The sequence below is a fragment of the Pedobacter chitinilyticus genome (assembly GCF_003313385.1).
GTDB lineage: Bacteria > Bacteroidota > Bacteroidia > Sphingobacteriales > Sphingobacteriaceae > Pedobacter > Pedobacter chitinilyticus.
In genome coordinates this window covers 356,835-382,117 of the sequence record NZ_QMHN01000001.1, presented here as the reverse complement: position 1 = coordinate 382,117, position 25,283 = coordinate 356,835, and the positions used below count along the sequence as shown (strand labels likewise).

26 protein-coding genes and 1 tRNA gene are annotated in these 25,283 nt (G+C 37.6%); 18 read left to right on the top strand and 9 right to left on the bottom strand.

Annotated features, from left to right (window positions below; translation table 11 throughout):
- The first annotated feature begins 118 nt into the window (after nt 1-118).
- Entirely contained in the window at nt 119-598 is a 480-nt protein-coding gene (locus tag DUT70_RS01585) for a DUF5362 family protein (RefSeq protein WP_113645550.1), read from the top strand.
- Here DUT70_RS01585 and DUT70_RS01580 read toward each other — a convergent pair.
- The 3 genes from DUT70_RS01580 to DUT70_RS01570 form a co-directional block, all read right to left on the bottom strand.
- Nucleotides 595-1,512 carry a serine hydrolase gene (locus DUT70_RS01580; protein WP_113645549.1) on the bottom strand — a complete coding sequence of 306 codons (918 nt, stop codon included), beginning with the start codon at nt 1,510-1,512 and terminating at the stop codon, nt 595-597. The two genes, DUT70_RS01585 and DUT70_RS01580, sit on opposite strands and share 4 nt — an antisense overlap.
- A 255-nt stretch (nt 1,513-1,767) precedes the next feature.
- Nucleotides 1,768-2,091, bottom strand: coding sequence for a DUF3276 family protein (locus DUT70_RS01575; RefSeq protein ID WP_113645548.1), 324 nt, complete (start codon nt 2,089-2,091; stop codon nt 1,768-1,770).
- Between the two features lie 101 nt (nt 2,092-2,192).
- Nucleotides 2,193-3,974, bottom strand: a complete 1,782-nt coding sequence (locus DUT70_RS01570; RefSeq protein ID WP_113645547.1) for an ABC transporter ATP-binding protein — start codon at nt 3,972-3,974, stop codon at nt 2,193-2,195.
- Between the two features lie 245 nt (nt 3,975-4,219).
- Here DUT70_RS01570 and DUT70_RS01565 point away from each other — a divergent pair, with 245 nt between their 5' ends.
- The 11 genes from DUT70_RS01565 to DUT70_RS01520 all read left to right on the top strand — a co-directional run bounded on the left by DUT70_RS01565 (nt 4,220) and on the right by DUT70_RS01520 (nt 13,701).
- Nucleotides 4,220-5,308 (top strand): Glu/Leu/Phe/Val family dehydrogenase, encoded by a 1,089-nt coding sequence (locus DUT70_RS01565; RefSeq protein ID WP_113645546.1) that lies wholly within the window; start codon nt 4,220-4,222, stop codon nt 5,306-5,308.
- Nucleotides 5,309-5,360: 52 nt separating this feature from the next.
- Nucleotides 5,361-6,314 (top strand): transcription antitermination factor NusB, encoded by a 954-nt coding sequence (gene nusB, locus DUT70_RS01560; RefSeq protein ID WP_113645545.1) that lies wholly within the window; start codon nt 5,361-5,363, stop codon nt 6,312-6,314.
- A gap of 96 nt (nt 6,315-6,410) precedes the next feature.
- Complete coding sequence (locus tag DUT70_RS01555; protein ID WP_113645544.1) at nt 6,411-6,860, top strand: DUF1573 domain-containing protein; 450 nt, start codon at nt 6,411-6,413, stop codon at nt 6,858-6,860.
- Nucleotides 6,861-6,991: 131 nt separating this feature from the next.
- The gene (gene yajC, locus DUT70_RS01550) at nt 6,992-7,306 is read left to right on the top strand and encodes a preprotein translocase subunit YajC (RefSeq protein WP_113645543.1); all 315 of its coding nucleotides are present in this window, start codon (nt 6,992-6,994) and stop codon (nt 7,304-7,306) included.
- A 129-nt stretch (nt 7,307-7,435) separates the two neighbouring features.
- Nucleotides 7,436-8,383, top strand: a complete 948-nt coding sequence (locus DUT70_RS01545) for a CdaR family protein (protein ID WP_113645542.1) — start codon at nt 7,436-7,438, stop codon at nt 8,381-8,383.
- Nucleotides 8,383-8,979, top strand: a complete 597-nt coding sequence (gene coaE / locus DUT70_RS01540; protein WP_113645541.1) for a dephospho-CoA kinase — start codon at nt 8,383-8,385, stop codon at nt 8,977-8,979. The genes DUT70_RS01545 and coaE overlap by 1 nt, the downstream gene beginning before the upstream one ends.
- Before the next feature lie 135 nt (nt 8,980-9,114).
- Nucleotides 9,115-10,065, top strand: coding sequence for an MBL fold metallo-hydrolase (locus DUT70_RS01535; protein WP_113645540.1), 951 nt, complete (start codon nt 9,115-9,117; stop codon nt 10,063-10,065).
- Between the two features lie 43 nt (nt 10,066-10,108).
- The gene (locus DUT70_RS21065) at nt 10,109-10,255 is read left to right on the top strand and encodes a DUF5522 domain-containing protein (RefSeq protein ID WP_162926552.1); all 147 of its coding nucleotides are present in this window, start codon (nt 10,109-10,111) and stop codon (nt 10,253-10,255) included.
- 78 nt (nt 10,256-10,333) lie between these two features.
- The gene (locus tag DUT70_RS01530) at nt 10,334-10,822 is read left to right on the top strand and encodes a TspO/MBR family protein (RefSeq protein WP_113645539.1); all 489 of its coding nucleotides are present in this window, start codon (nt 10,334-10,336) and stop codon (nt 10,820-10,822) included.
- A gap of 32 nt (nt 10,823-10,854) precedes the next feature.
- Entirely contained in the window at nt 10,855-13,170 is a 2,316-nt protein-coding gene (locus DUT70_RS01525; protein WP_162926551.1) for a patatin-like phospholipase family protein, read from the top strand.
- 3 nt (nt 13,171-13,173) lie between these two features.
- Nucleotides 13,174-13,701, top strand: coding sequence for a hypothetical protein (locus DUT70_RS01520; protein WP_113645538.1), 528 nt, complete (start codon nt 13,174-13,176; stop codon nt 13,699-13,701).
- A gap of 7 nt (nt 13,702-13,708) precedes the next feature.
- Here the strand turns inward: DUT70_RS01520 and DUT70_RS01515 are convergent, their stop codons facing one another.
- Together DUT70_RS01515 and tamL are read right to left on the bottom strand one after the other, a co-directional pair.
- Complete coding sequence (locus DUT70_RS01515) at nt 13,709-14,860, bottom strand: hypothetical protein (RefSeq protein WP_162926550.1); 1,152 nt, start codon at nt 14,858-14,860, stop codon at nt 13,709-13,711.
- Between the two features lie 14 nt (nt 14,861-14,874).
- Complete coding sequence (gene tamL, locus DUT70_RS01510) at nt 14,875-17,262, bottom strand: translocation and assembly module lipoprotein TamL (RefSeq protein WP_113645536.1); 2,388 nt, start codon at nt 17,260-17,262, stop codon at nt 14,875-14,877.
- Between tamL and DUT70_RS01505 the strand changes: the two genes are divergently transcribed.
- From DUT70_RS01505 to DUT70_RS01495, 3 genes are all read left to right on the top strand, one after another.
- Nucleotides 17,253-17,993, top strand: coding sequence for a TrmH family RNA methyltransferase (locus DUT70_RS01505; protein WP_113645535.1), 741 nt, complete (start codon nt 17,253-17,255; stop codon nt 17,991-17,993). The genes tamL and DUT70_RS01505 overlap by 10 nt on opposite strands.
- Before the next feature lie 89 nt (nt 17,994-18,082).
- Nucleotides 18,083-18,153 (top strand) — tRNA-Cys (locus DUT70_RS01500).
- Between the two features lie 39 nt (nt 18,154-18,192).
- Entirely contained in the window at nt 18,193-18,363 is a 171-nt protein-coding gene (locus DUT70_RS01495; protein ID WP_113639047.1) for a spore protein, read from the top strand.
- A gap of 66 nt (nt 18,364-18,429) precedes the next feature.
- On the opposite strand, the gene DUT70_RS01490 is transcribed toward DUT70_RS01495, so the two are convergent.
- Nucleotides 18,430-18,684 (bottom strand): hypothetical protein, encoded by a 255-nt coding sequence (locus DUT70_RS01490; protein ID WP_128353274.1) that lies wholly within the window; start codon nt 18,682-18,684, stop codon nt 18,430-18,432.
- Nucleotides 18,685-18,919: 235 nt separating this feature from the next.
- On the opposite strand from DUT70_RS01490, the gene DUT70_RS21275 reads away from it, so the two are divergent.
- Together DUT70_RS21275 and DUT70_RS21270 are read left to right on the top strand one after the other, a co-directional pair.
- On the top strand, nt 18,920-19,123 hold the full coding sequence (locus tag DUT70_RS21275) for an SRPBCC family protein (RefSeq protein WP_205529712.1): 204 nt from the start codon (nt 18,920-18,922) through the stop codon (nt 19,121-19,123).
- Complete coding sequence (locus DUT70_RS21270; protein ID WP_205529711.1) at nt 19,096-19,356, top strand: SRPBCC family protein; 261 nt, start codon at nt 19,096-19,098, stop codon at nt 19,354-19,356. The genes DUT70_RS21275 and DUT70_RS21270 overlap by 28 nt, the downstream gene beginning before the upstream one ends.
- Here the strand turns inward: DUT70_RS21270 and DUT70_RS01480 are convergent.
- The 3 genes from DUT70_RS01480 to DUT70_RS01470 form a co-directional block, all read right to left on the bottom strand.
- Nucleotides 19,353-20,381, bottom strand: coding sequence for a quinone-dependent dihydroorotate dehydrogenase (locus tag DUT70_RS01480; protein ID WP_113645533.1), 1,029 nt, complete (start codon nt 20,379-20,381; stop codon nt 19,353-19,355). The genes DUT70_RS21270 and DUT70_RS01480 overlap by 4 nt on opposite strands.
- A gap of 304 nt (nt 20,382-20,685) precedes the next feature.
- Entirely contained in the window at nt 20,686-21,333 is a 648-nt protein-coding gene (locus tag DUT70_RS01475; protein ID WP_113645532.1) for an NAD(P)-dependent oxidoreductase, read from the bottom strand.
- Nucleotides 21,334-21,423: 90 nt separating this feature from the next.
- A complete protein-coding gene (locus DUT70_RS01470) occupies nt 21,424-21,834 on the bottom strand; it encodes an Rrf2 family transcriptional regulator (protein WP_113645531.1) in 411 nt (136 codons plus the stop codon).
- A gap of 153 nt (nt 21,835-21,987) precedes the next feature.
- Between DUT70_RS01470 and DUT70_RS01465 the strand changes: the two genes are divergently transcribed.
- Nucleotides 21,988-25,077: an AsmA family protein gene (locus tag DUT70_RS01465; RefSeq protein WP_128353273.1), complete on the top strand. Its 3,090-nt coding sequence runs from the start codon at nt 21,988-21,990 to the stop codon at nt 25,075-25,077.
- The last annotated feature ends 206 nt before the right edge of the window (nt 25,078-25,283 follow it).

Sequence of the window (25,283 nt, the reverse complement as noted above, 5' to 3'; positions counted from 1 at the left end):
ATTTTAGAGGTTACTACTTTAGTTGACCGTAAAATGAATTCATTTTCTTTGCAAATACATCAGACATAGACTAAAACTTTATTGTTTTTTATTAGCTTAGTGCAATCAAACAAAAATTATGGATAATAACATCGAACAAACAACGACTTTTGAAGAACAAAGCAATCCGCCTCAACTGGTTGTGACAGAAAACATGCGTAGCTATTTATACGATATGGCTGGCTGGACTAAATTTTTAGGAATTGTAGGCTTTATATTTTCTGGACTAATGGTTTTGGTAGCCCTTTCTATGGGCGCTATGTTTAGCACCATTTCACAAATGCCTGGCATGGAAATGTACAGTGCCATGGGTGGTGGCGTACTTACTTTTATATTGTTACTTTACGCTTTATTATTTCTTTATCCTAGCTTAATGCTTTTTAGCTATTCGGTGAAGGCTAAACAAGGTGTTTTATATGCTGACCAACTTAGTTTAGAGACAGGTATTCGCAAGCTTAAATCATTCTTTAAGTTTTATGGTATCATGATGATTATCGTGATTGCGCTTTACCTTCTTATTTTCCTATTTGCAATAGTAGGTGGCATGGCTGGCCGTTAGTGATATTTCTCGATGCCTTTAGCAGGTTCCCACCTGCTTTTAGGCTCAAAATAATTCCATAACATCTTACTTGTTTTCCGTATCAGCACCTCGGCTTCATTGTCATACTTCCAAGAAGTGTCTTTTTGGTTCTTGGTGATGATACAGAAAACATAATCTCCATGTGGTGCATTCACCAACACCACTTCTGAACGCGAGGCATTCACCGCTCCTGATTTTGAAGCCACCTGCACATAAGGTGGAATTTCTGATAATGCTTCCTTGTCGTAATAAATGCGAATAAGGTTTCTGTAAATTCGTTCCGAAGCCGCTTCGCTAATCATCTTACCTTCTCTAATCAATGTCAATAAAGTAGCCATTTCCCTAGGGGTGGTTTGCCCCCATCCGTATTTACGCTGGTTAGCCTGTCTATCGGGTGTTCTTGAATTTACACGGGTATGCTCCAAACCATATTTCGCCATCAATGCATTAATGGCTGTACCCGTGCCCGCCAAACTTTGGCACCACAGGCTTGCCGTGTTGTCGCTAGTGGTAATCATCAGCATCAGCACTTTAGCTAACCAGATTTTTTCGCCACTTTTAAAAGAACCTAAAATATCCTCCCCTGCATACAAAAGACTGTCTTTATAAATCAACTGGGTGTTATAAGCCAACTCACCTTTTTCTATTTTATCGAATACACCACAAGTAATAGGCACCTTGATCATACTGGCCGTTGGGAAAATAGTATCGGCATTGTAGGTGGCTATTTTGCCTGTTTTTAACGATTTCACATAAACGCCCACCTCACCGTTAAAACCTTTCACTAATTCGCCAATCCTCTTATTCAGTTTGGCATCTACCTTTTCTTGCTTTTGGGCAAATAAATTAATGGCGAAGCACAGTATTAATGCTAACAGTGGTATTCTTTTCATTATATCACTAGTTTATAATTGTTTAATTATTTTAAGTTATGGCAGACCCTGAAATAAATTTGCTTTGCAGCTACTTCGTGGTCAGGGTGACGCTAAATCAACGCTCCGTCATGCTGAATTTAGTTCAGCATCAGTTTTATAGACCAGTCGAGTTCAAGGCAGGTAGTGTCAGCGTTCTTTTCATTTTCAAAACATTTAGAAATAAAAAATCCCTCTCGATATTCGAGAAGGATTGTATGTCTTTTTCTTTAATTCCTAGAAAGTGAAGTCATCATCAGATTTTGCTGCATATTCTTGGTTGTCAGAATATTCGTAGCGTTTTTCTACCACTTCTTGGCGAGATTTGATATAATCGACAGTTTCGGTTAAACCTTCTGCAAACTTTTCGAAATCCTCTTTGTATAAGAAGATTTTATGCTTTACGAAAACACCATCTTCTAATCTTTTCTTACTCTCGGTTAAGGTCAAATAGTAATCACCCGAACGCGTTGCTTTTACATCAAAAAAATAAGTGCGTTTACCCGCTCTAACTTTCTTGGAAAAAACCTCTTCTCTCTCTTTGTTGTCGAAATCTCCCATTTTTTTATTGTGTGTAGTGTGGTTTTGGTTGGGGTAAATATAATGTAATAATTATCAACTTTCAAAATAGAAATGACAGTAATTAACGTTTTTTTAATATTTTATACATTTTCCTCTTCCAAAAGTTGGTTCTGATACATCTCTGCATAAGCCTTACCACTGTTCAACAACTCTTCATGAGTACCCTCTTCAATAATCCTTCCGTTATCCAATACCAAGATTTTATCTGCGTTTTTGATGGTCGAAATACGATGCGCAATCAGCACACTGGTCCTTCCTTTCATCAGTTTACCCAAATTACTTAAAATTTCTTCTTCCGTTTTGGTATCTACTGCCGAAAGACAGTCATCAAAAATGAGCATCTGCGGCGACTTGATCAAAGCTCTTGCAATGGAAACCCTTTGCTTTTGTCCGCCCGATAAAGTAATGCCACGCTCTCCTAGCATGGTTTCAAATTGCTGCTCAAAACCTATGATATTTTGGTAAACCGCTGCGTCTTTAGCTGCTTGGTTAACCTGTTCATCGGTTACGGCATCAAGCCCAAAGGCGATATTATTTTTAATCGAATCAGAAAACAAAAATACCTCTTGTGGTACAAAACCAATTTGCGAGCGATAACTATGCAAGTCAATTTTATCCAACGCTTGTCCTTCTATCAAAATATCACCTGAGCTAGGGTCATACATCCGCATCAGCAAATTGGCCAAGGTAGATTTTCCCGAACCCGTTTTACCAATAATGGCCACAAACTGTCCTTGCTTGATTTCAAAACTGACTTCTTTGATGGCTTCTATCCCCGTATCGGCATAAGTAAAACTTACATTTTTAAAACTGATATTCCCATTCAAATCAATTTCCTGACTTCCGCTATTGATATCTGGCTGCAATTGTAAAAACTCGTTGATCCGTTTTTGGGAAGCCGCTGCACGCTGGATAAGTGTGGTTACCCAGCCCAACATGGTTACTGGAAAAGTCAATTGGTTTACATAAACAATAAACTCAGCAATGTTGCCAGGCGTAATGGCACCATCAATCACCTGTTCGCCACCAATATAAATGGTTAAAATGGTACTGATTCCTACCAACAACAACATGGTTGGATAAAAGAAAGCCTGCACTTTCACCAAGCCCATCGAATTTGTTTTATAGGCATTGCTTTCTTCGGCAAATATGGTTTGTGCATGTGCTTCCCTTACATACGATTTCATGACACGGATGCCCGAAAAACGCTCTTGTACAAAGCTCGACAGTCGAGATAACTGCTCCTGTATCTTTTCACTTTTTTGGTTAATGATGGTATTTACGTAATAAATGGCAAGCACCAATACTGGCAAAGGCAACAAAGCATAAATGGCCAAGGTGGCATTTACCGAAAACATAAAATAAATAACCAAAAGGAAAAGTACTGTAGTATTGAAGGCATACATAATGGCTGGGCCAACGTACATCCTAACCCTATTCACATCCTCCGTAGCCCTATTCATCAGATCGCCCGTGTTGTTGCGTCTGTAAAAACCCAAGCTCAATTTCTGATAGTGCGCATAAATTTCGTTCTTCATATCATACTCAATATGTCGCGACATGAGGATGATAGTTTGACGCATAAAGAAAAGGAACAAACCCCTTAGCAGATATAGGAATAAGATGAGTGCACCAAAAAAGAACAGGCTATAACTAAAAATATCGTAAACAATGGCTTGTCTATCAAAGCCTTCATACAGCCTGTAAATAGCTGCATTTTCTACAATCAGGTCATAGGCGTTCCTAATCACCTGAGCGGGCACTACGCCAAAGATGTTGGAGATAATGACAAACAGAACGCCTGGCAAAATCCGCCATTTATATTTCAGAAAGTACTTATTGAGATAGCTTAAGTGTTTCATTGCAAAACAAAGTTAATAGAATTGATTGATTGTTGAATTGTTTTATCGTTGAGCATATCGAAATCCCAAAGCTTCGGAGGTTCATGATTTACTAACAGTTAAAATTGGCTATTTGCTTAATCGCAAATAAGAACTGACCATTGTTACCTGGCCACTTACCCTTAAGCACTAAATATTTAAAATACGCTTAGATTTAATGGTTTTTTTGTCTTAGTTTTGCGGAGTACGTTTCAACATTGTTTTGTATGCCAGAAATAAGTTCTTCTAACCCTTCTATTTTAGAGCAATTAAGCCAATCTGGCCACAAAAAAGTTGTTTTCTGTAATGACCCTTCTACAGGTTTAAAAGCCATTATTGCTATTCATGATACAACGCTTGGCCCCGCTTTAGGTGGTGTTAGGATGTGGAATTATAGTTCTGAAGCCGAAGCATTGGAAGATGTATTGCGTTTATCAAAAGGCATGACCTACAAAGCTGCCGTTGCTGGATTAAACGTTGGCGGTGGTACTGCTGTTATTATTGGCGACTCACGCAGACAGAAATCTGAAGCGTTGATGCGCAGTTTTGGACGTTTTGTTAAAAACCTTAACGGCGAGTTTATTGCTGGGGAAGATGTGGGCACTACGGTACGTGACATGGAGTATATCCGTATGGAAACACAACATGTGACTGGCGTTCCAGAATCGTTAGGGGGTGCAGGTAATCCAGCTCCATTTACGGCAAAAGGTGTTTATTTGGGTATAAAAGCTTGCGTTAAGGAAGTTTTTGGCACTGATGAATTGGCTGGTCGCTCTGTAGTGGTACAAGGTACAGGTAACGTAGGCGAGCATTTGGTAGAATTGCTTAGAAACGATAATGTGGAGGTTTACGTAACCGACATTAACGAAGAGCGCATGCGTGTAATTGCCCGTAAATACAAGGCGAAAGCAATTGAGGCAGATAAAATTTTCACCATAGGTGCTGATATTTATGCTCCTTGCGCATTAGGTGCAACGGTAAACGAGAGAACCATTAAAACCATGAAATTTGCCATTATTGCGGGTTCGGCCAACAACCAGTTAGCTGACGAGCAAGTGCATGGACAATTACTACATGATAAAGGTATTTTGTACGCTCCAGATTACCTGATTAACGCTGGTGGGATCATTAGCTGTTACTCAGAGCTTACGGGCTTTGGTCGGAAACGTACCATACAACTTACTGAAAATATTTATGAAGCAACTAAGGAAGTGATTAAATTATCGAAATCAGAAAATATTCCGACCAATTTGGCTGCTTCTCGTTTAGCAGAAAAACGTATTGAAGACATTAAAAAAATCAAATCATCATATTAATTAATAACCATAACACACAAGAGGTAATTTTACCGCAATCGTTCTTACATTCATGTTAAACAGAAGGCACTTAAGAGTTAAAGCGCTGCAAAATATTTTTGCATGGCAAAACACCGAAAAAAAAGACATCATTACTAGTCAAAAACTATTAATGAAAAGTATCGACGAAGTATATCAGATGTATGTATCTATGCTAGCACTGGTTGTAGACATCACTGAATATACTGCCCACGACGCCCTGGAGAGAGCAAACAAACATTTGCCTACCGCCGAAGATTTAAATCCAAATCAAAAATTACTACACAACAAATTTGCGAATGTGTTGAAACACAATCCAGAGTATGTTGCTGCCGTAAACAAATACCAAATCAACTGGTTTTCGGACCCAGAATTGGTAAAATCTATCTTCAACAAACTAAAAGAGAGCAAAGAATACGAGGCTTATTTGGCTGAAGATTTTGAGGAAACGTTGGAAAGCTCAAAAGAGATCATCAAGTTCATTTTCCGTAAAATGTTGTTGAAAAACGTAAACGTGGTCCAAGCTTTTGAAGATAAATTCATTAACTGGCCAGTAGACCGCGAAGTAATGCAAGGCATGATTGCCAAAACCATTAAAAACTTTGAGTCGGAAAATCCATTAGACAACAAGTTGACACCAATTAGCGCGGATTGGAGCGAAGACAGCACGTTTGTAAAAGACCTTTTTACCTACACGCTTAAAAATGATGATAAATATCAGGAGCTAATTGCCGAAAGAACCAAAAACTGGGAATCGGAGCGTATTGCATTAATGGACACTATTTTGATGAAAATGGCCATTTGTGAGATGATGAATTTCCCCTCTATTCCTGTAAAAGTAACCATTAACGAGTATCTTGAGTTATCAAAAGATTACAGTACTCCGAAGAGTAATACTTTTATAAATGGTATCTTAGACAAAATTTTAAACGATTTAAAGAGAAATAATAGTATTAAAAAAGTAGGTAGGGGTTTGATTGAGGAATAGTGATAAGGTTGAATGACTAATTGAGAGAATGAGTAAATGATGCAACATTCCAACTTTATAACCTTTCGACCCTACAACAATAAAACAACAGTTTACATGAAAAAACTTTTCTTAATTGCGTTATGTGCAGCTGCCTTTAGTGCATGCCAAAGTAAAAGTGCTGAAAGCAATACCACAAGTACCGATAGTACGACTTTGACGGAAACTCCTGTAATTGCCGAAGCCGATGCGCCAAAAGTACAGGTAGAAAAAGCGATCTACGAGTTTGGAACAATTACCCAAGGTGAAAAAGTGACTTATACATTCAAGTTCAAAAATGTAGGAAAAACGCCACTAATTATCACCAATGCGACAGCAACCTGTGGTTGTACAGTTCCTGAATATCCGAAGGAACCCGTTAAACCTGGAGCTGATGGAGAAATTAAGGTAACCTTTGATAGCACTGGTAAATTAGGCTTACAAGATAAAGTGGTGACCATTACTTCAAACGCTAACCCAAAATTTGAAGAACTTCATTTAGTGGGCGACGTAAAAGAGAAGAAGTAGTTAGGAACTAGGAATTAGTGGCTAGGGGCTAGTGATTAGCACTAAGGGCTAGTTAAATAAGCATCTCGAATTCCAATGGAAATCATTCAAATAATTAATCAAATTACACAAATTAACAACAGAACAATATAATGATATCAACAGTAATTTTACAAGCTGCTGGAGGCAGTAACCTAATGGGGACAGTTATCCCTATGGTATTAATCATGGTCGTATTTTATTTCTTCATGATCAGACCGCAAGTTAAAAAAGCAAAAGAGCACAAAAAATTAGTTGCAGAACTAGGAATTGGTGATAAAATTGTAACTACAGCGGGCATCCATGGTAAAATTGTTGGATCTAACGATACTACTTTTTTAATCGAGGTAGAAGGTGGTACTAAGATTCGTTTCGACAAATCTGCCATTTCTTTAGATGCCACTAAAGCTTCAGCTCCAAAAGCATAAGTTTTAAGTCACAAATACACCAATTTAACTGCTCCTTTTCATAAGGTCATTAATTTGTGCATCTGTGACTTCTATAAAATAGCGCCATTTCGTTTATTCGGAGTGGCTTTTTTATTGTAATTTTACCACATGCCCTTTATTAAACTCACCCGGATTGAACAAAAGCGCTTTGGAGCGGTTTTAATTTGTGCCTTATGCGCAGTTGGGGCATGGCTATTTCTAGCGCTCAACAAAAAATACCCCTACACTGTACAAACAGAGTTGCTTTATAAAGATGAACCTCAAGGAAAAGCTTTTAAGGCACTCCAACCCGACACAGTAGATTTAAAAGTGGAAGGCACGGGCTGGCAATTACTTTTTGCCAGACTGAGGATAAAACCTCCTTCAATTACCGTAAGCTTACAAAAGCTGAACAGCAGAAGCTACGTGGTTTTTTCAGAGCAGTTGGAACAGGTAAACAGACAGCTAGAAACTTCGCAGCGGGTAATCTCCATAAAGCCCGACACCTTATATTTTGACTTTTCGAGACGTACCAATAAGCGAGTGCCATTGAAATTGATTTCTAAACTCACTTTTGCACCGCAATACGGAATTTCCAAAGAAATTAAGCTTACTCCCTCCTACGTGAACATTTCGGGGCCACATGAGGAGCTGGAAAAAATACATGTGTGGCATACCGATAGCTTGAAGCTTAGCGACATTAAAAGTAGTGTAGATGCTCGTGTAAACATTTTAAAGAATGCCATTAGCAATGTAAGTATTTACCCTAGCAGCGTGGGTGTAAAAATCCCTGTAGACGAGTTTACGGAAAAAACCATCGAAGTGCCCTTAAGCATGCTCAACAATAGGGAATATTACGATGTAAAGCTGTACCCTAAAAAAGTAAAAATCACTTTGTTGGTGGCTTTATCCAACTATAACAAAGCAGATGAAGATTTGCTAAAAGCTGCTGTTGACTTAAACGAATGGAAAGTGCTAGGCCATCATAAGCTGTCCATCAAAATCACCAAGATGCCTGAGTTTTCAAAACTGGTGAGCATTGTACCTAACAATGTTGATTTTATCATCGAAAAATAATGTTGAAGATTGGAATAACTGGCGGAATTGGAAGTGGCAAAACCACGGTGTGCAAAGTATTTGAAACTTTGGGAATTCCAGTTTTTTATGCAGATACCGTTGCCAAACAAATCATGACTATTGATGCTATCTTAATCAATGGCATTAAAGAAACCTTTGGCGAACAGAGCTATTTCGAAGATGGAAGTCTCAACAATAAACACATTGCTAATATTGTTTTTGCTGATGAAAATGAGCTGGCCAAATTAAATGCCTTGGTACATCCAGCCGTGTTTAGGGCATTTGACCAATGGGACGCCAATCTTCCTAAAAACACGCCTTATTCTGTGAAAGAAGCGGCGCTTTTATTTGAAAGTGGTTCCTACAAAATGTGCGATAAAAACATCCTGGTTACGGCGCCCCATCATTTAAAAATGGCTTGGGTAACCCGCCGAGACCAAGTAAATGAAGCGCAGGTATTGGCCCGTATGGACAAACAATTTAGCGATAAACAAAAATTAAAAATGGCTGATTTTGTGATTCAAAACCATCCAAACACCTCTATTATTTTACAAGTTTTAGATTTACACCAACAGTTTTTGAAACAGACTGAATGATAAGACAATAATACCTCACAGACCCTGAAATAAATTCAGGGTGACGCTAAATCTACGGTTCGTCATGCTGTCCCGAACATTCGGGATCAGCATCAGCTTTTATGCAAGATTAGCACTAATTTCAACAAAACAACAATGACCAACCCCATACTTCAAGATTTTATTACACTCACCAAAACAGGTTTATATTGTTCTTACGGCAACTTTTACCTTGATCCACAGGAAGCGGTAGAACATGCTGTAATTTCTCATGCACACGGCGACCACGCGGTAAGTGGTAACCATTTTGTGTACTGCACCAAGGCTACGCAACATTTTATGCAACATCGTTATAAGAAGTTTGCGGCTGTGGAGTTCAAAATCAAAGCTTATCATGAGCAGTTTGAGTTAAACGGGGTTAAAATCAGCTTCTATCCCGCTGGACATATTTTAGGTTCGGCAATGGTATTAATGGAATACAAGGACATTCGTTACCTCTACACGGGTGATTATAAACTAGAAGCCGATGTGACCTGCGAACCCATCGAGTTTGTGCAGGCTGAGGTGTTGATTACAGAAACTACTTTTGCTGATCCAACAGTTTCACACCCTGCAGCCGTTGAAGAAATTAAGAAACTGAACCATATCGAAAGCAACATCATGCTTGGGGCCTATGCCTTGGGGAAAAGCCAACGACTTATTTCTTTAATGAGCCAACATTGTCCAGATAAGAAAATCCTTGTACATCACAGCATCATGCCCTTTGTACAAATTTACGAGCAGTTGGGTATTTCGCTTGGCAATTACCAGGTTTACGACAGGAAAATCATGAAGCAGCAATTGCAGGGCAATGTTTACCTCGTCCCTCCTATGGTGTTTAATAGCTATATCAGAGCCATTAATGTGGTGAGGGTGTTTGCTACGGGATGGAAATACTTGCAACAAGGCAATGGCCATTCGCTATATATCTCTGACCATGTGGACTGGAATGGCATTATACAAACCATTGCACAAGTTAAACCTAAAGAAGTTTGGACATTACATGGCGATGGCAAGCAACTACAAGCTCACTTCAAAGACCAGCTTACCGTAAAAATTCTTAATTAATTTTTATATTTTGCCAAGGCAATAATTTTATCATTTGAATAAAATGAAGGAAGGGGAAGACTTTTATTTTAACGAAGATGGCCTGATGGTTTTCACGAAAGCCTATCACCTTAAACGTGGTTATTGCTGTAAAAATAAATGCAAACATTGCCCTTGGAATTTCGGGAAAAAGAAAGAGAAAAAAGGCTAACTGTTTTTTGAATAATAATTTCATTCTACCCTAAACACTTTATTAAAACTGTTGTTAAGTTCAATGTAAGTAACCACAATGACAAAGAAAAGCTCCTCTGCAACTATCATTACTTTTTTAATTTGCCTTGCCATTCCACTCTTAATTGGCTTTATTGGCAGCCAGTTTACCATGGAATCAGTAAAAACATGGTACCTCACCATTAACAGGCCATCGTTTAACCCTCCAAACTGGGTATTTGCACCCGTATGGACTACTTTATACGTCTTAATGGGCATTGCCTCTTTTAGGGTGTGGCAAAGGCGCAAAAATGCCGAATGGTTTCATTGGGCAGTCATCATCTATGTCGTACAGCTGATATTTAACCTCATGTGGTCTTTCATCTTTTTTGAACTACACCAAATTGGTTTTGCACTGGTAGAGATTATCCTGCTACTTTTGCTCATTATCATTAATGCCTTTATCTTTTATCGTTTCGACAAGTTGGCTGCTTGGCTATTCCTACCCTATTTTTTATGGGTAAGTTTTGCCACTTATTTAACGTATTCCATCTTTATTCTTAACTAAAAAGCCAAAAGAAATAGGTACTTTTATGAGCCATGCTTCGTAAAAGTGTATTCTTCATATTACTCACGATTATCAATTTTCAACTTAGCGCACAAAAAGTTGGGTTGGTTTTTAGTGGTGGTGGCGCAAAGGGTTTGGCGCACATAGGTACGTTAAAAGCTTTGGAAGAAAACAATATTCCCATTGACTATATCACGGGAACTTCTATGGGGGCCATTGTAGGTGGCATGTATGCGGCAGGATATTCGCCTGCCCAGATTGAAAAAATTGCGACCAGCAAAGAATTTCAGGATTGGGTAAACGGACGTTATACCAGCGATTACAGCTTCTATTTCCAAAAATCAAGCCCAAACCCATCTATTTTGACGGCTAAAATGGCCATTGACACGAGCTTGCGGCTTAGTTTTAGACCCAATTTGGTGAACGATATTCCGTTGAATTTTGCGCTCTTGGAGTTTTTCTCACAGGCATCGGCCATTGCCAAAGACAATTTCGACAACCTATTTGTACCATTCCGCTGTATGGTGTCCGATATTCTTTCGCAAAAGAGCATCACGGTAAGCAAGGGAAGTTTGGCTGAAGCTGTGCGGGCCAGTATGACCGTCCCATTGATTTATCGTCCCATCAAACTCGATGACAAGTTTATGTTTGACGGGGGGATTTATAATAATTTCCCTGCCGATGTGATGCATAAAGAATTTAAGCCCGATTTTATCATCGGTGCCAATGTATCTTCCAAAACCTTCAACGAATATCCAAAAGACGATGATCGCCTAATGAATAGGTTTTTGGTTTACATGTTCCTTTCCAAATCCGATTCTACACTAGTAGGCAAAAATGGTATTTATATTGAGCCCAATTTAGCGGATTATAGCTCCACAAATTTTTATGCGGTAGATGAACTGATTAAAAAAGGTTACGAAGCTACAATGGCCGAAATGGACAAAATCAAAGAATCGATAAGTCGTAGGGTTTCGCCACAGGAGCTACTGAAAAAACGGAGCAACTTCAACATTCAAAAATCCGAGTTGATTTTCAGCAATATCATTGTAAAAGGGGTTAATTCGCAGCAAAAAAAATATGTAGAAAGGCTTTTTAAAAGCGATCAAAAAACTTTCAATTTAAGTGATATTAAACGAGGATACTATAAATTGGTAGCTGATGAAGTTTTTGAAACCGTTTATCCCAAAATCAGTTATGATGCAGGTTCCGATAGTTATGATTTTGAGATTGTTGCCCAACAGCGAAAGAGCTTGAAAATAGATTTCGGCGGTAATATTTCTACCCGTCCAATCAGTAATGTGTTTTTGGGTATTCAATTCAACTACCTTAACCGAAAAGCCTACACGTTTGCCTCTAACTTTTTTTCAGGACGTTTTTACGAATCAGCGCAAATAAGTGGCCGTGTTGATTACCCTACCAAATTACCTTTGTTTTTAGCGGCCGAGCTTACCTACAATCACTGGAACTTTTACAATACCAGTAAGATTTTTGTAGAAAACCCCTCGCCTACCTACATTGACCAAGCAGACCGAAAGATTGACCTTAAACTGGGCATGCCACTGAACAAAAATGCAAGAATCGTGCTTAATGCCGCCTTTATTAACAACAGTGATAATTACAGTCCAACCAATACTTTTGTAGTAGGCGATTTACTGGACAGAACAGTTTTCAATGGGTTTAGAACAGGCCTTACTTTGGAGAAAAACTCGCTCAATCGTAAGCAATATCCCACAGCAGGGCAAAATATTTTACTCAGTGTAAATTATACTACAGGAAGAGAGAACTATCGTCCAGGCAATATTCTTTCTAATCAGTTAGGCAGCAGCGCAGCTCCAACGCTTTCTAGGAATTATAGATCTTGGGTACACGCAAAGTTCAGTTACGAATATTATTTCCTGCATACCAACAGGTATAGTTTAGGTTATTTGGTAGAAGGTGTGGTTTCCAACCAACCTTTGTTTAACAATTTTTACGCTAGTTTGCTGGCGGCTCCTGCGTTTTATCCACTTCAAGATAGTAGGTCTACCTTTCTCGAAAACTTTAGGGCATTCAATTATGCTGCAGGTGGTATCAAAAACATCATTAATCTGAAAAGAAAATTTGATTTGCGTATAGAAGGTTATGTATTTTTACCTTATCAGGAATTTAAGAAAATTGGATTGCAACAAGTGGGTTTTGAAGAAACATTGCGCAAGTGGCGTTACGCAGGTACCGCCGGCTTGGTATATCAATCGCCATTAGGTCCAATTAGCTTAAGCTACAACTTGTACAACCAAAGTAAACGTAGGCACGGGGTGCTTTTACATATTGGATATTTAATTTACAACAAACGCTCATTAGAATAATAAATGAAACATCTTTTCCTTTTCTGCTCACTTTTTATTTCAAGCATCTCTTTTGCGCAAAACACCAGTATTAATAATTTTATGGTGAAAGAAAGCTTATTGAAAAACAGTAAGGTTGCTATTATTGCTACAGATAGTTTAGAAAATCCGATTGAGAACATTAACGGCACCTATACTTTTAGTGTGAGTGGTTTTACCCAACAACTCACCTTTCATGACGGTGTTTCTATTTTACCGCTAGCGATAGACAAATCTACCTTTGTTTATATTAAACATGAAAACGAAAGTGGAACGCACAGCAAGCTGCTTTACATTTATAAAAAAGCGAACGATCTTAATCCAATTACTATTAGCCGTGTTTTCTTTATCATCATTCCGCTCATCATCGTTATTTTGGTCTTTGCCTTTAAGAAGTTTATTTACATGGGAATCATTTTATTTCTTGTTTTCTTCTTTTTTAGTTACAGCAAAGGATTAAATATCTCTACTTATTTCGAAACGATATTTGACTACTTGAAGAATTTGGTCTGAAGCGCTTTTAATTCTCGTAGTAACTGTAATCTGGGAAATTACTGTCTTTCTTTCTCATTAAGCCTATCGCTGCTATTTCAGAATTATGTTCTTTAGCTTCTTCAATTAATTGAGTATACCATTCCAGCGTAGTATGATGCTCAAAGTCATCTTTTGGAAGGTCATTTTCAATTATTTGCTCTCTAATCTTATAACAAAAATTAACAAATACTTTTATAAATGCATTTCGATATTTTTCATATCTGGGATGCTTAGGAAAATGGAAATATATACCTTTTTTCTCCGATAAAGTGATTATAATTTCCACTCCTTCTGGTCCAGTAATAGCGACCTCTTCATAGTCTGGCATTTTTGTTCTTACAACCTCTTTATTTAAACCAAAAGCAAAACTTAAAAAGCCCAATAAATAAGAATTATAAAATTCAAGTAAATCTAAATATACTCCAATATCATTTAATAAAATCGATGACTTAACATCTTTTTCAAGTTCCCCAGCCCACCATAATGCATATTCATTATGCTTACGTTGTTCCAAACCTTGGTTAGCAGGATCATAACGAAAACATTTATCATTAAAATTTTCAAATTTCAACTTTTTAGAACCTTCAACAAGGTGGGGATCTTTTTTAGCATAGTAAATTAAATCCTTATAACCGTCATTAACAAAATACGTTTTCAATTCGTTGATGTAGCTTATTGGTGTATCGCTAGTAAGCAAAATGATAGCATATTTTTCATAATTCCAAATAGCAACACCGTCAATAATGAAGACGCCTTTATCAAAAAGTTTGTACACATAACAACTCGTCGCAAATCTTTCTGAAGACCCAAGCATAGCGTCTGTAAAATCAAAATGAACTTTTTCTTTTGCTAGCTTTGAAAAATATTCATTTATAATACCCATCAATGCTAATGAATTAACCATAGCATTTCTCACGTTCACAACCTTCTCAGTATTCACGCCATCAAAATCGACTGACAACTTATCATCCAATTTTAAAAAACCATCATTAATTTTCACCCAATGTTTAGGCGCATTTGTATAAAAGCGATTACCTCTTATTTCTTGCTGAGCCAATTCATAATAATCTATTTTTATCACTGGCTCAGTGTCTTTGTGTCTACGAAATAATCTGGAGAAAAATCCCATAATTTTCACATAGATATTTTAGATTAAAAAGGCATTCCGATACCAAAATTGTATTGTACAAAACGGTATCTATCAGGGCTGTGTGTAGCTAGATAGTTAGCTTTAAAAGTTTTTCCACCACTAAAGAACTTGCTGATTACCCATTGCTCACTAGGCGCAAACTGAGGGTCTTTCAATTTCAAACCAACGTCAAACCTAAAGACAAAAAACTGTACATCGTATCTAAAACCTAAACCAGTACCCAATGCAATTTGATTACCTAATTGGTCAAGCTTGAAATAGGTTTGCGGCTGTAGATTTCCTGAAGCAATGTTCCAGATGTTACCGGCATCCAAAAATGTTGCGCCATTTAATTTACCACCAAAAAACTTATTTGCTAATACAAAACGATATTCCAAATTGGCTTCAATTTTCATTTGACCTAATTGGTCAAAACCGAAGGCTGCAGCTCTGGCTTCCTGTGTAAGAATCACTTCTCGGTTGTAATTCCCTGGACCCAAAGTTCTAGCTTGCCATGCCCTTACTCCGCTTGAACCGCCTGCATAAAATAATTTCTCGTAAGGTATTGCGGTCGAATTACCATAAGCATATCCGACACCTATATTAACGCGAGTTACGAGTTGCGATTCTGCACCTAAACTCTTATACCATCTAAGATCTATTTCTGGCCTTACATACTGGGTAAATGGTAAGCCCAAAACGCGTCCACTCTCTGGGCCTCGTTGTTTACCCATTAGCCTAGTGATACCTTGTAATAAATTTCCAGCGATATCGATATTTCCCCTGAAATAAACGAAACTTCTATTTTGCAGCAGTTTATCAGCATTTAAGGAATAGGCATATTTCATTCCAAGCGTGAAATTTTTTCTATCAAGCAATAAAAGATTATATATATTATTTACTACGGTCTCTGTATTTTGTTCGTTAAGCGTATCTATCAATACACTACCAAAACGATACTCAAAATTAAGTGGCGTAAATGAATGGATTTTAGACTTGGTCTCTACCCAATCATAGGTAATGGAGTTAATGAAAACTCTGCGAACGGTAATATCTTTTTGCAAGGCATATAGGTAGCTGCTCGAAAAAGTAGTGTAAGGAATGCCATTTTTACCCATCAAAGGTATTCCAAAAGGAACCAACAACCTTGGCACGGTTAAACTTGCGCTTAATGAGAAATCTCTTTGGTAAATATCAGAAAAGATATTACCTACACCTGTGTATCTAGATTGCAAACCACCTTTAACTTGAAACTGAAATTTTTCTCCACCTTTTAGAAAATTATTATTGGTGTAGGTGTTACTCAAGGTAAAACCAACCGTAGCATTATTGAATGGTATTTCTCCTTCTATACGATTACTCATCCTTTTTTGAGGAATAAGCATAATCACGGGGTCTATCACATCTGCTGTATCTTTATTTTTCAGATAATCTATCTTCACATTTTTGAAGATATTCAGCTCATAAAGTCTATCATAGGTTAAAGTTTCGTTATCGATGTTGTATTTGGTGCCCTGTTTAATAAAATCATAACGTGTAATGGGGTTCCGTCTAAATTTTCCAGAAAGGTCCGTAAAACGAATTCCATTGATCGTGCGCCTATTAAAGGTTATAGAATCCGTAAAACCTTCGGTGTTTGGGGCAATCAGGATATCCGTTTTGCCAATTCGATATACCGTATGTTTTTTAGTACTGTCTATCGGGTTTTCAATAATGAGTTTTACACTTACCTTGTTATTATTCTTGTTCGAATCAGGCTCAAATCGCACGTAAGGTCTTACAAAATCGTAATAACCATTACGCCTCATCAGCGTGTAAATCTCTTCTCTTTCGTACGCCAATGAATCCTCATCGTACTGCATCCCCTCGGTTAGCTTGGAAAACTTAGGTTTTGCCCCTAAATACAATGATTTGACGGCTTCGTCAGGAATCTGAGTGGTGATTTTATCCACCATAAATGGCTTCCCTGTATTGGCGGTGAACTTTAGTTTGGCTTTCTTCTTTTTAACAGCAATTTCGGAAGTTACTTTTGCATTAAAGAAACCTTTACTTTTCAGAAATTTCTCGATTTGACTTCTGGAAATTTCCACTAAAGTAGTATCTAGAATTGGTGGTGGACTCCCTAAAGGCTTAATGTTGTTTTTTCTATACTTACCGTCCTTAGTATTAAAGATGTTGTAAATACCAACATTAATCCCTAAACCCTCAATAGGCTTGATATCTTTTTGTACATAGGCATAAGCCGCTTCCTCGTAAGCCTTGTCGATGCTATCTATTTCTACCTTTTTAACAATAGCTTGGTAGTCTTCTATATATTTTGTTGAAGCACATCCTGCTATAAAAACAAGAATAAATAGTAATATTGCAAGAAGTTGAATGTCCCGTTTATTGTTGTTAGTATATGCTTTCAAAATCCCAAATCAGTTTTATAAAATCACTTCATCAAAAAAAGTACCGTAAAGAAAACGGAATTTTCATTATTGAGGGTATAAAATCTATCATAGAATTTTTAAAATCTGATTATCAAATACATAGCATTTACTACACCTCAAAAATATCGGCCACTTTACCTAAAGTTAGTGCAAATATAAATTTATTTGAAGTAACAGAAGCTGAGCTGCAAAAGATTAGCACCTTACAAACCCCGCAGCATATCCTAGCCTTGGTACATATACCGTCTAAAAAAGAGGTAGATTCCAAAGCTTTGCAAAATGCCTTTTCTTTGGTGCTGGATGATGTGCAGGACCCTGGCAACTTAGGTACTATTATTAGAACGGCCGATTGGTTTGGCATCAAAACCATCATCTGTTCGGAAAATACAGTAGAAGCTTACAATCCTAAAACCGTACAATCCACCATGGGTTCGTTATGTAGAGTGAATATCATCTACACTTCGCTGGCCCCTTTTCTAAAAAACATAAAATTGCCAATTTATGGTGCTTTACTTGATGGCGAAAATATATACCAGACCAATTGGGGCAATGAAGGACTGATTTTATTGGGAAATGAAGGCCATGGCATTGGTAAAGAGCTTATTGAGCAAATCACCGTTCCAGTGACCATCCCTCGCTTTGGAGCAGCAGAGTCTTTAAACGTGGCCGTATCGGCGGCAATCTTCTGCAGTGAAATCAGCCGAAAATAATTTTTCGAGAAAATAATTAAACAATTTAAGCAATATAGTTTGCAAGCTTACTTTAAATTGTTATTTTTGCAGCCTTGAAAAACAAGAAGGGTCGAGTGGCCGAGTGGCTAGGCAGAGGTCTGCAAAACCTTGTACAGCGGTTCGAATCCGCTCTCGACCTCAAGATTAAAATAATTAAAAAGAAATAAAGCTTATTATCATGGCAGTTACCAGATTAAAAAGAAAAGACAGATATAACAAAACTGTTTCTCGCTTAGAAGTAAAAAACTTGAAATTGGCAACTAACCTAGAATTAGGTAGCCGTTCTAAACAATCTACAAAAGACCAATTAGCAAAAAATAATGCTGTTTTAGCATCTTTAGCTAAGTAATCTTAAGATTATTCAAAAAACTAAAAAGTCCCGCCATGGCGGGACTTTTTCTCTTTACAACCAATTTTAACTATGCACCAGTTCGTAAACTTTGTGCATGTACATCGCTTCATCGATAGCATGTACAAAATCATTCAGCTCAGCCCTGGTAAACTTTAAGCAGATATCAGGAAAAGGCGTGGACAATATCACAATCCTATTTCCATCTGGTCCGTACTCAAAATATTGATCAAAGTTGAGCTTCTTGGCCACTTTCGTAAACTCATAGAACTGACTAAAAGAAAAGCTAAGCAATAGCCCAGGCTTCCAAATATTAATCATTTTACAGTTGTTACATTGGGTAATCTGTATGTCCCCCGAATTCGCAATCATGGTTTTCTTGCACATATTTCTTAAAGCTGATATGCAAATATCAAACTATTTAGATTAATTCCAAATAAGTAAAGAAGATATTTAATTCAAGATTGAATATCAATCATTTAGAAATAAATCAATCAAAACCCCACCACTTTTGTTAATTTTTAAAGATAACCTACCGAAATTAAACTCAAAAACAATGAAAAAGGACCCTATTTTAGTTGAACGCACCTTTAATGCGCCTATTAATAAAGTTTGGACAGCACTAACCGATACCAGTGAGATGAAACAATGGTATTTTACCATCGAAAACTTTGATCCGAAAGTAGGCTTCAAATTTGATTTTATAGCGGACCAGATGGCGGCCCACAATATTTGCACCTATGTGAAATTACCGCAGTAGAAGAAAAGGAGAAACTGGCACACACATGGCGTTACGACAATTATCCTGGAAACTCTGAAGTCACTTGGCAATTGATGGATAAGGGCGAACAAACGCTCGTTAGGCTTACACATGCCAACGTACATACGCTAGAGGAAGGTGGTCCTGACTTTGCCAAAGAAAACTTTGTAAAAGGCTGGAACCATATTGTACACACCAGCCTCAAAAATCATTTGGAAGGAGAAGAGAACTAGGCTAAGGATTTACAAATATCCTTAATCAAACCTGGGCCCTCGTAAATAAATCCAGTATACAACTGTACCAAAACCGCTCCCGCATCAAGTTTTTCCTTTGCATCTTCGGCAGAGTGAATACCTCCTACACCAATAATTGGAAACGCTTGATTTGATTTTTCGGAAAGGTAACGGATTACTTCTGTAGAGCGCTTGGTTAAAGGTTTGCCGCTCAACCCCCCCATTTCACCTTTCAGTTTTTCGCCCGAATAAAGGCCATCACGTCCTATAGTGGTATTGGTGGCAATTACACCCGCAATACCTGTTTCCTTTACAATTTCGATAATGTCATCCAGTTGCTCATCGGTTAAGTCTGGTGCTATTTTTAAAAGGATTGGTCTAGAAATATTGTTTTTACAGTTACGTTTTTGCAAGGTATTTAAAAGCTCCATTAATGGCTCTTTTTCTTGCAATGCCCTTAAACCTGGCGTATTTGGTGAGCTTACATTCACTACAAAATAATCGACCACGTCAAACAAACGGTCAAAGCATTTGATGTAGTCATAAACCGCGTCTTCGTTAGGTGTATTTTTATTTTTGCCAATGTTTCCACCTACGATAATATCTGGGTGACGGTCTTTCAATAAGCGTAAACGTTCGGCCATCGTATCAACCCCCTTGTTATTAAAACCCATTCGGTTAATCAACGCAGCATCTTCTGGTAAACGGAACATTCTCGGTTTATCGTTTCCTGGTTGAGGGAGTGGCGTAACGGTACCCACTTCTACAAAGCCAAAGCCCAAATTGCTCAAGGCTTCTACGTATTCTCCATTTTTATCGAAGCCAGCAGCCAAACCCACTGGATTTTTGAACTTCAATCCAAAAACCTCTCGCTCTAATCCCTTAAAGCTAACATCAAAACTACCCCTTAGCACTGATTTGCCAAATGGGAAAAAATCATTGAACCACTTTAAACGCTTTACCACAAAATGGTGTACATTTTCAGGATCAAATTTGAAGAATATAGGCTTTACTAAACGATACATGATGCGAAGATAGCAAAAAAGCAAATCTTAACATTTTCTTAATTTATTTTTAGAAAAGCAGTTTCAGCAAATGTGGTAAAAGCAGTCCTTTGCTTTGCTCAAATGACGGCGTTACACATTACAACCATTCCTGTCATTTCGACGACGGAGAAATCTAGCACATAATTATTTATTAGCATAATCTATTTGTTAGATTTCTCCCCAAAAAGGTCGAAATCACGACAAGAGGGAATGACGGCGAGAAAATGAAAAAGGCCATGCTAACCCCTAGCACAGCCCTTATTTCATCAAATCACTAAACAGATTAGTACGCAGCGGTAAAGCGCTGACGTGGATGTTGATTACTTTCCACCTCATCAGCAATCACAATAGCTAAATCCTGTACAGAAAGCACACATTTACCTGCTTCATCAAAAACTGGACTTTCCAACCCTAAACGATATTTTCCAGTACGACCAATGGTAATACCTGGGTGCATTTCTATCGCAGGACTAAAGAAAGTCCAGTTCAATTCCTTTTCCTCTTTAAGCGTATTGAGATAGTCCCTTGCGGCAGTAGCTCCAGGTTTAATTTCAGCTGGGAAATTCTCCCCATCTACCAACTGCTTGCCATCAATAAACAAACTACCCGCACCGCCTATCACAATTAAACGATTTACGTTGGAAGCCTTCACTCCTGCTTGAATGGCCTCAGCTCCTTTAATAAAATCGTTATAAATATTAGGGTTAGTCCAACCAGCGTTAAAGGCACTCACAACCACATCATAACCATTTACGGCTGCTGCTAACGCTTGTTCATTAGTCACATCCACACTCTTCGCTACCACATTCTCTTTTTGAATCACTTTTTCTGTGTTTCTGGCTATTGCCAACACCTCATGACCTCTCTCGGCCAATTCATTTACCAAATTTTGTCCTACAAAACCTGTTGCGCCAATTACTGCTACTTTCATATAAATTTTAAATTAATTGTTAATTGTTAATTGTTAATTGCTAATTGTTAATTTGTAACTATTTTTATTACAGTTTAAGTCAAAAAAATATCAAGTAAACCTGTTGCTAAAATCAGCGAGGGTCTGTTTATTTAATTCATCAATTAATCTCATTTCTGTTTCACTATACAAATCGTTTAAATGATTGTTGATGTCCTTTCCTACTTCGCAAAGTGGGTTTGGATCGTTCTTATGGCTTCCCAATAAGTAATTCCCCTTTACACTTTGGTACAACGCACCTAAGGTAATTTTATTCGCAGGTTTAGCCAAAGCACTACCCCCATTCTTCCCCTCTTTACTAGTTACTAAACCGTATTCACGTAAGTTAACCAATTCTTTTCGAACTAACACTGGATTGATATTGATACTTCCAGCCATGTAATCAGACGATAGCAGCTCTCCTTTCGCTTTATCAAGCAAAACCAAGATGTGTAAAGAAATAGCAAATCTACCGTTGTTCATTCTGTAATTTTAATTATTACAGTACAAAGGTAATGGATTATTTTTCATACTTCCAAATATGGTGTTATTTATTTGTTAAAATCTGTGCGCAAACTATCATGGCATCACTTTAAAAACTATCTTTGTAGCCAACGCCAAAAATTCTATTTGATATTGAAAAAGTTTTTTAAAATACTCGCCATCAGTATTATTTCCTTAATTGCATTATTGTTTATCATCCCTTTTCTTATTCCGAAAACGATTAATGAACAAATCACCAAAGCCATTAATCAGAACATTAAAGGCGAAGTAAATTTTAAAGGCACGGGGTTGTCTTTTTTTTCTCACTTTCCGTCTCTTACGCTAAATTTAGATGAGTTTCTGTTGAAAGGTTCTGAACCTTTTAAAAAAGACACGCTGATTTATGCCAAGCAAATGGCGCTGGGCATCAATTTGTTCTCTTTGTTCAGCAAACAAATCAAGGTCGACGAATTTTACCTGGACAATGCAAAAATCAACATCCTTTCCGATGAACAGGGACATGCCAACTATAATGTTTACGAAAGTAAAGACGACGGCAAAAAAAGCACCGACACGACTAGCACAGCCATTAAAATTGAAGGGATTTATATCAAAAACAGCGATTTGGTTTACAACGATAAATCAATACCGATGATGATTGATGCCAAAGGGGTGGATTACAGCGGAACTGGCGATTTAAGCGAGGCCATTTTTGATTTAAAAAGTAAGCTGTCCATTAAAGATGCGGACGTGTATTATGCGGGCACCCCTTACCTGCTCCACAAAAAGCTAAATGCCAAACTCATTACCAAAATCAATACTAGTTCTTTGGATTTGTTGTTTGACGAAAATGATATTAAAATCAACTCCCTGCCTATCCGTTTTGTAGGCCGTTTTTCTTTCTTAAAAGATGGCTACGATATGGATTTTAAAACCCAAGCGAAGGAAACGGATTTGCATAATATTTTCACCGCCCTGCCACCAGAAATTGCAGACAAGTTAGAACGTACAAAGATTAAGGGCTATGCGGAAATTGATGCTTCACTGATTGGGAAATACATTGCCGAGAGTAATACCATGCCAAGTTTAACTTTTAACATGAAGATACGTGATGGCGAAATTACCAATCCTAATGCTCCTGAATCCATCAAAAACCTTTTCTTAAACTTGCAAACCAAGGTACCAAGCTTAAATCCTGATAGTTTAGACCTTAACATGGATAGTTTGTTTTTTAACATTGGAAAAGATTATTTCTCATCAACCACTAAAATAAAAGGACTAAAAGAGCCTCATATCTTTACCAAAACCCGCTCTAATATCGATTTAGAAAAATGGGCGAAAATAGTTAACCTAGACAGTACCGTGGTTAAAGGTCGTTTGACAATGTCGCTTGATGCGAATGGCAAATACAGCAAAAAAGTGGTTAAAAGTGGCATTAGACAAGTGGATACGGTAATTGCTACTGTTCCTCAATTCGACGCCAAAATCAAATTGAGCAATGGTTATTTCAAATATGCGTCCTTGCCATCTCCTATTGACAAAATCAATTTTGACTTTGTGGGCAACAATAGCAATGGCGATTATAAAAACACCACGTTGGCCATCACCAATATTGATGTAAATGCTTTATCCAATTATATCAAGGGCCACTTGAAGCTGCAAACCATTAACAACATCACATTAGATTTAGGTTTAAAAACCGAAATCAATTTTGCCGAAATCAAGAACTTCTATCCTATTAAAGACTTGGTATTAGACGGCAAACTTTCTATTGATGTAAACAGCAAAGGTTCTTACGACAAATCGAAGAAGATGTTTCCTGTTACCAATGCATTCATTAAGCTCAACAAAGGCTACATTAAAACGGCCAATTTTAACGAGGCTATTGAAAAAATTGACGTTGATGCTGTAGTGACCAATAATAATGGCAACTTAAAAGGTACTTTATTAAATGTTAAACCTATTTCGTTTGAAATGGCGGGACAACCATTTCTATTGAAAGCCAATGTAAGCAATCTTGAAAATGTTTCTTACAACGTTAGCTCCAGAGGAACTTTGGATATTGGCAAGCTCTACAAGGTATTTGCCATTCCTGGATATCAGGTGCATGGTCTTATTTACACCAATGTAAACTTTAAAGGTTTGCAGAGCGATGCCTTGGCTGGACGTTACAATCGTTTGAGCAATAGAGGAATGATGACCATTAAGGACCTGAACATCCTAACAGATATGTTTCCTAGTCCTTTCATCATTAAAAACGGAAAATTCTCTTTCACTTCTGCTGCTTTAAAATTTGATGAATTTAACGCTTCTTATGGCGGCTCTGATTTTAAATTGAACGGTAACTTAAATAACTACGTCAATTTTATTTTTGACGAAAGGGAGAAACTAACTGGAAACTTTGCGTTACACAGCAACAAAATCATTGCGGATGAATTTATGGTGTATGCCCCGAGCAGCAATACGACTTCTACTCCCGCAGCCAAAGGTGTGATTTTGATTCCTACGAACTTAAACGTCACTTTTAATGCCAATGCCAATGATGTTGCCTACAATGGCCTTAACCTAAAAAATGCCAAGGGGACAATGACCCTTAACAATGGTAAATTAAGCTTATCGCAAACGGGTTTTGATATTATTGGAGCCAAAGTAGTGATGGATGCCACCTACCAAAGCACAAGTACAAAATCTGCCAACTTTGATTTTAAATTAAATGCGAAGGAATTTGATATCGCAAAAGCTTACAAAGAAATTAAGCTGTTTAGAGAAATGGCCACTTCTGCCTCGAAAGTAAAAGGCGTTGTTGGCTTAGATTATCAAATCACTGGAAGATTAAACGACGAAATGTATCCAGTATTTCCTTCTATTAAAGGCGGTGGCTCGCTTACCTTAAAAGATGTGAAATTGGCTGGTTTTAAAATGATGAATGCGGTGAGTAAGGAAACTAAACGCGATAGTTTAACCAATCCAAACTTGAAAGATGTGGTGGTTAAAACAACCATCAAAAATAACATCATCACCATTGAGCGTACCAAAATGAAAATTGCAGGCTTCAGACCTCGTTTTGAAGGCCAGGTGAGCTTTGATGGCAGATTGAATTTAAGCGGCAGATTAGGCTTACCTCCTTTCGGGATCATTGGCATTCCTTTGAGCGTAACGGGTACTCAAGAAAAACCTGTGGTAAAATTGAAACGCAACAAAGAAGGGAAACTAGAAGAAACGGAAGACGCAGATAGTAAGTAAGTCTCTCTTCAAGTAAAGCCACAGATACACAGATTTAATCCATTGGTGCATCTGTGGCTTTTTTATTTACATATCCTTTAAGTGAACAAACAGACCTCGAAGAGGTTAAACATTTATAAAACAACAAACTAATCTCTATACGACTCCTACAGAGTCGCATATCATGCGTAATATTTCTTTTCTATCAACATTGAAATCCTTCGGAT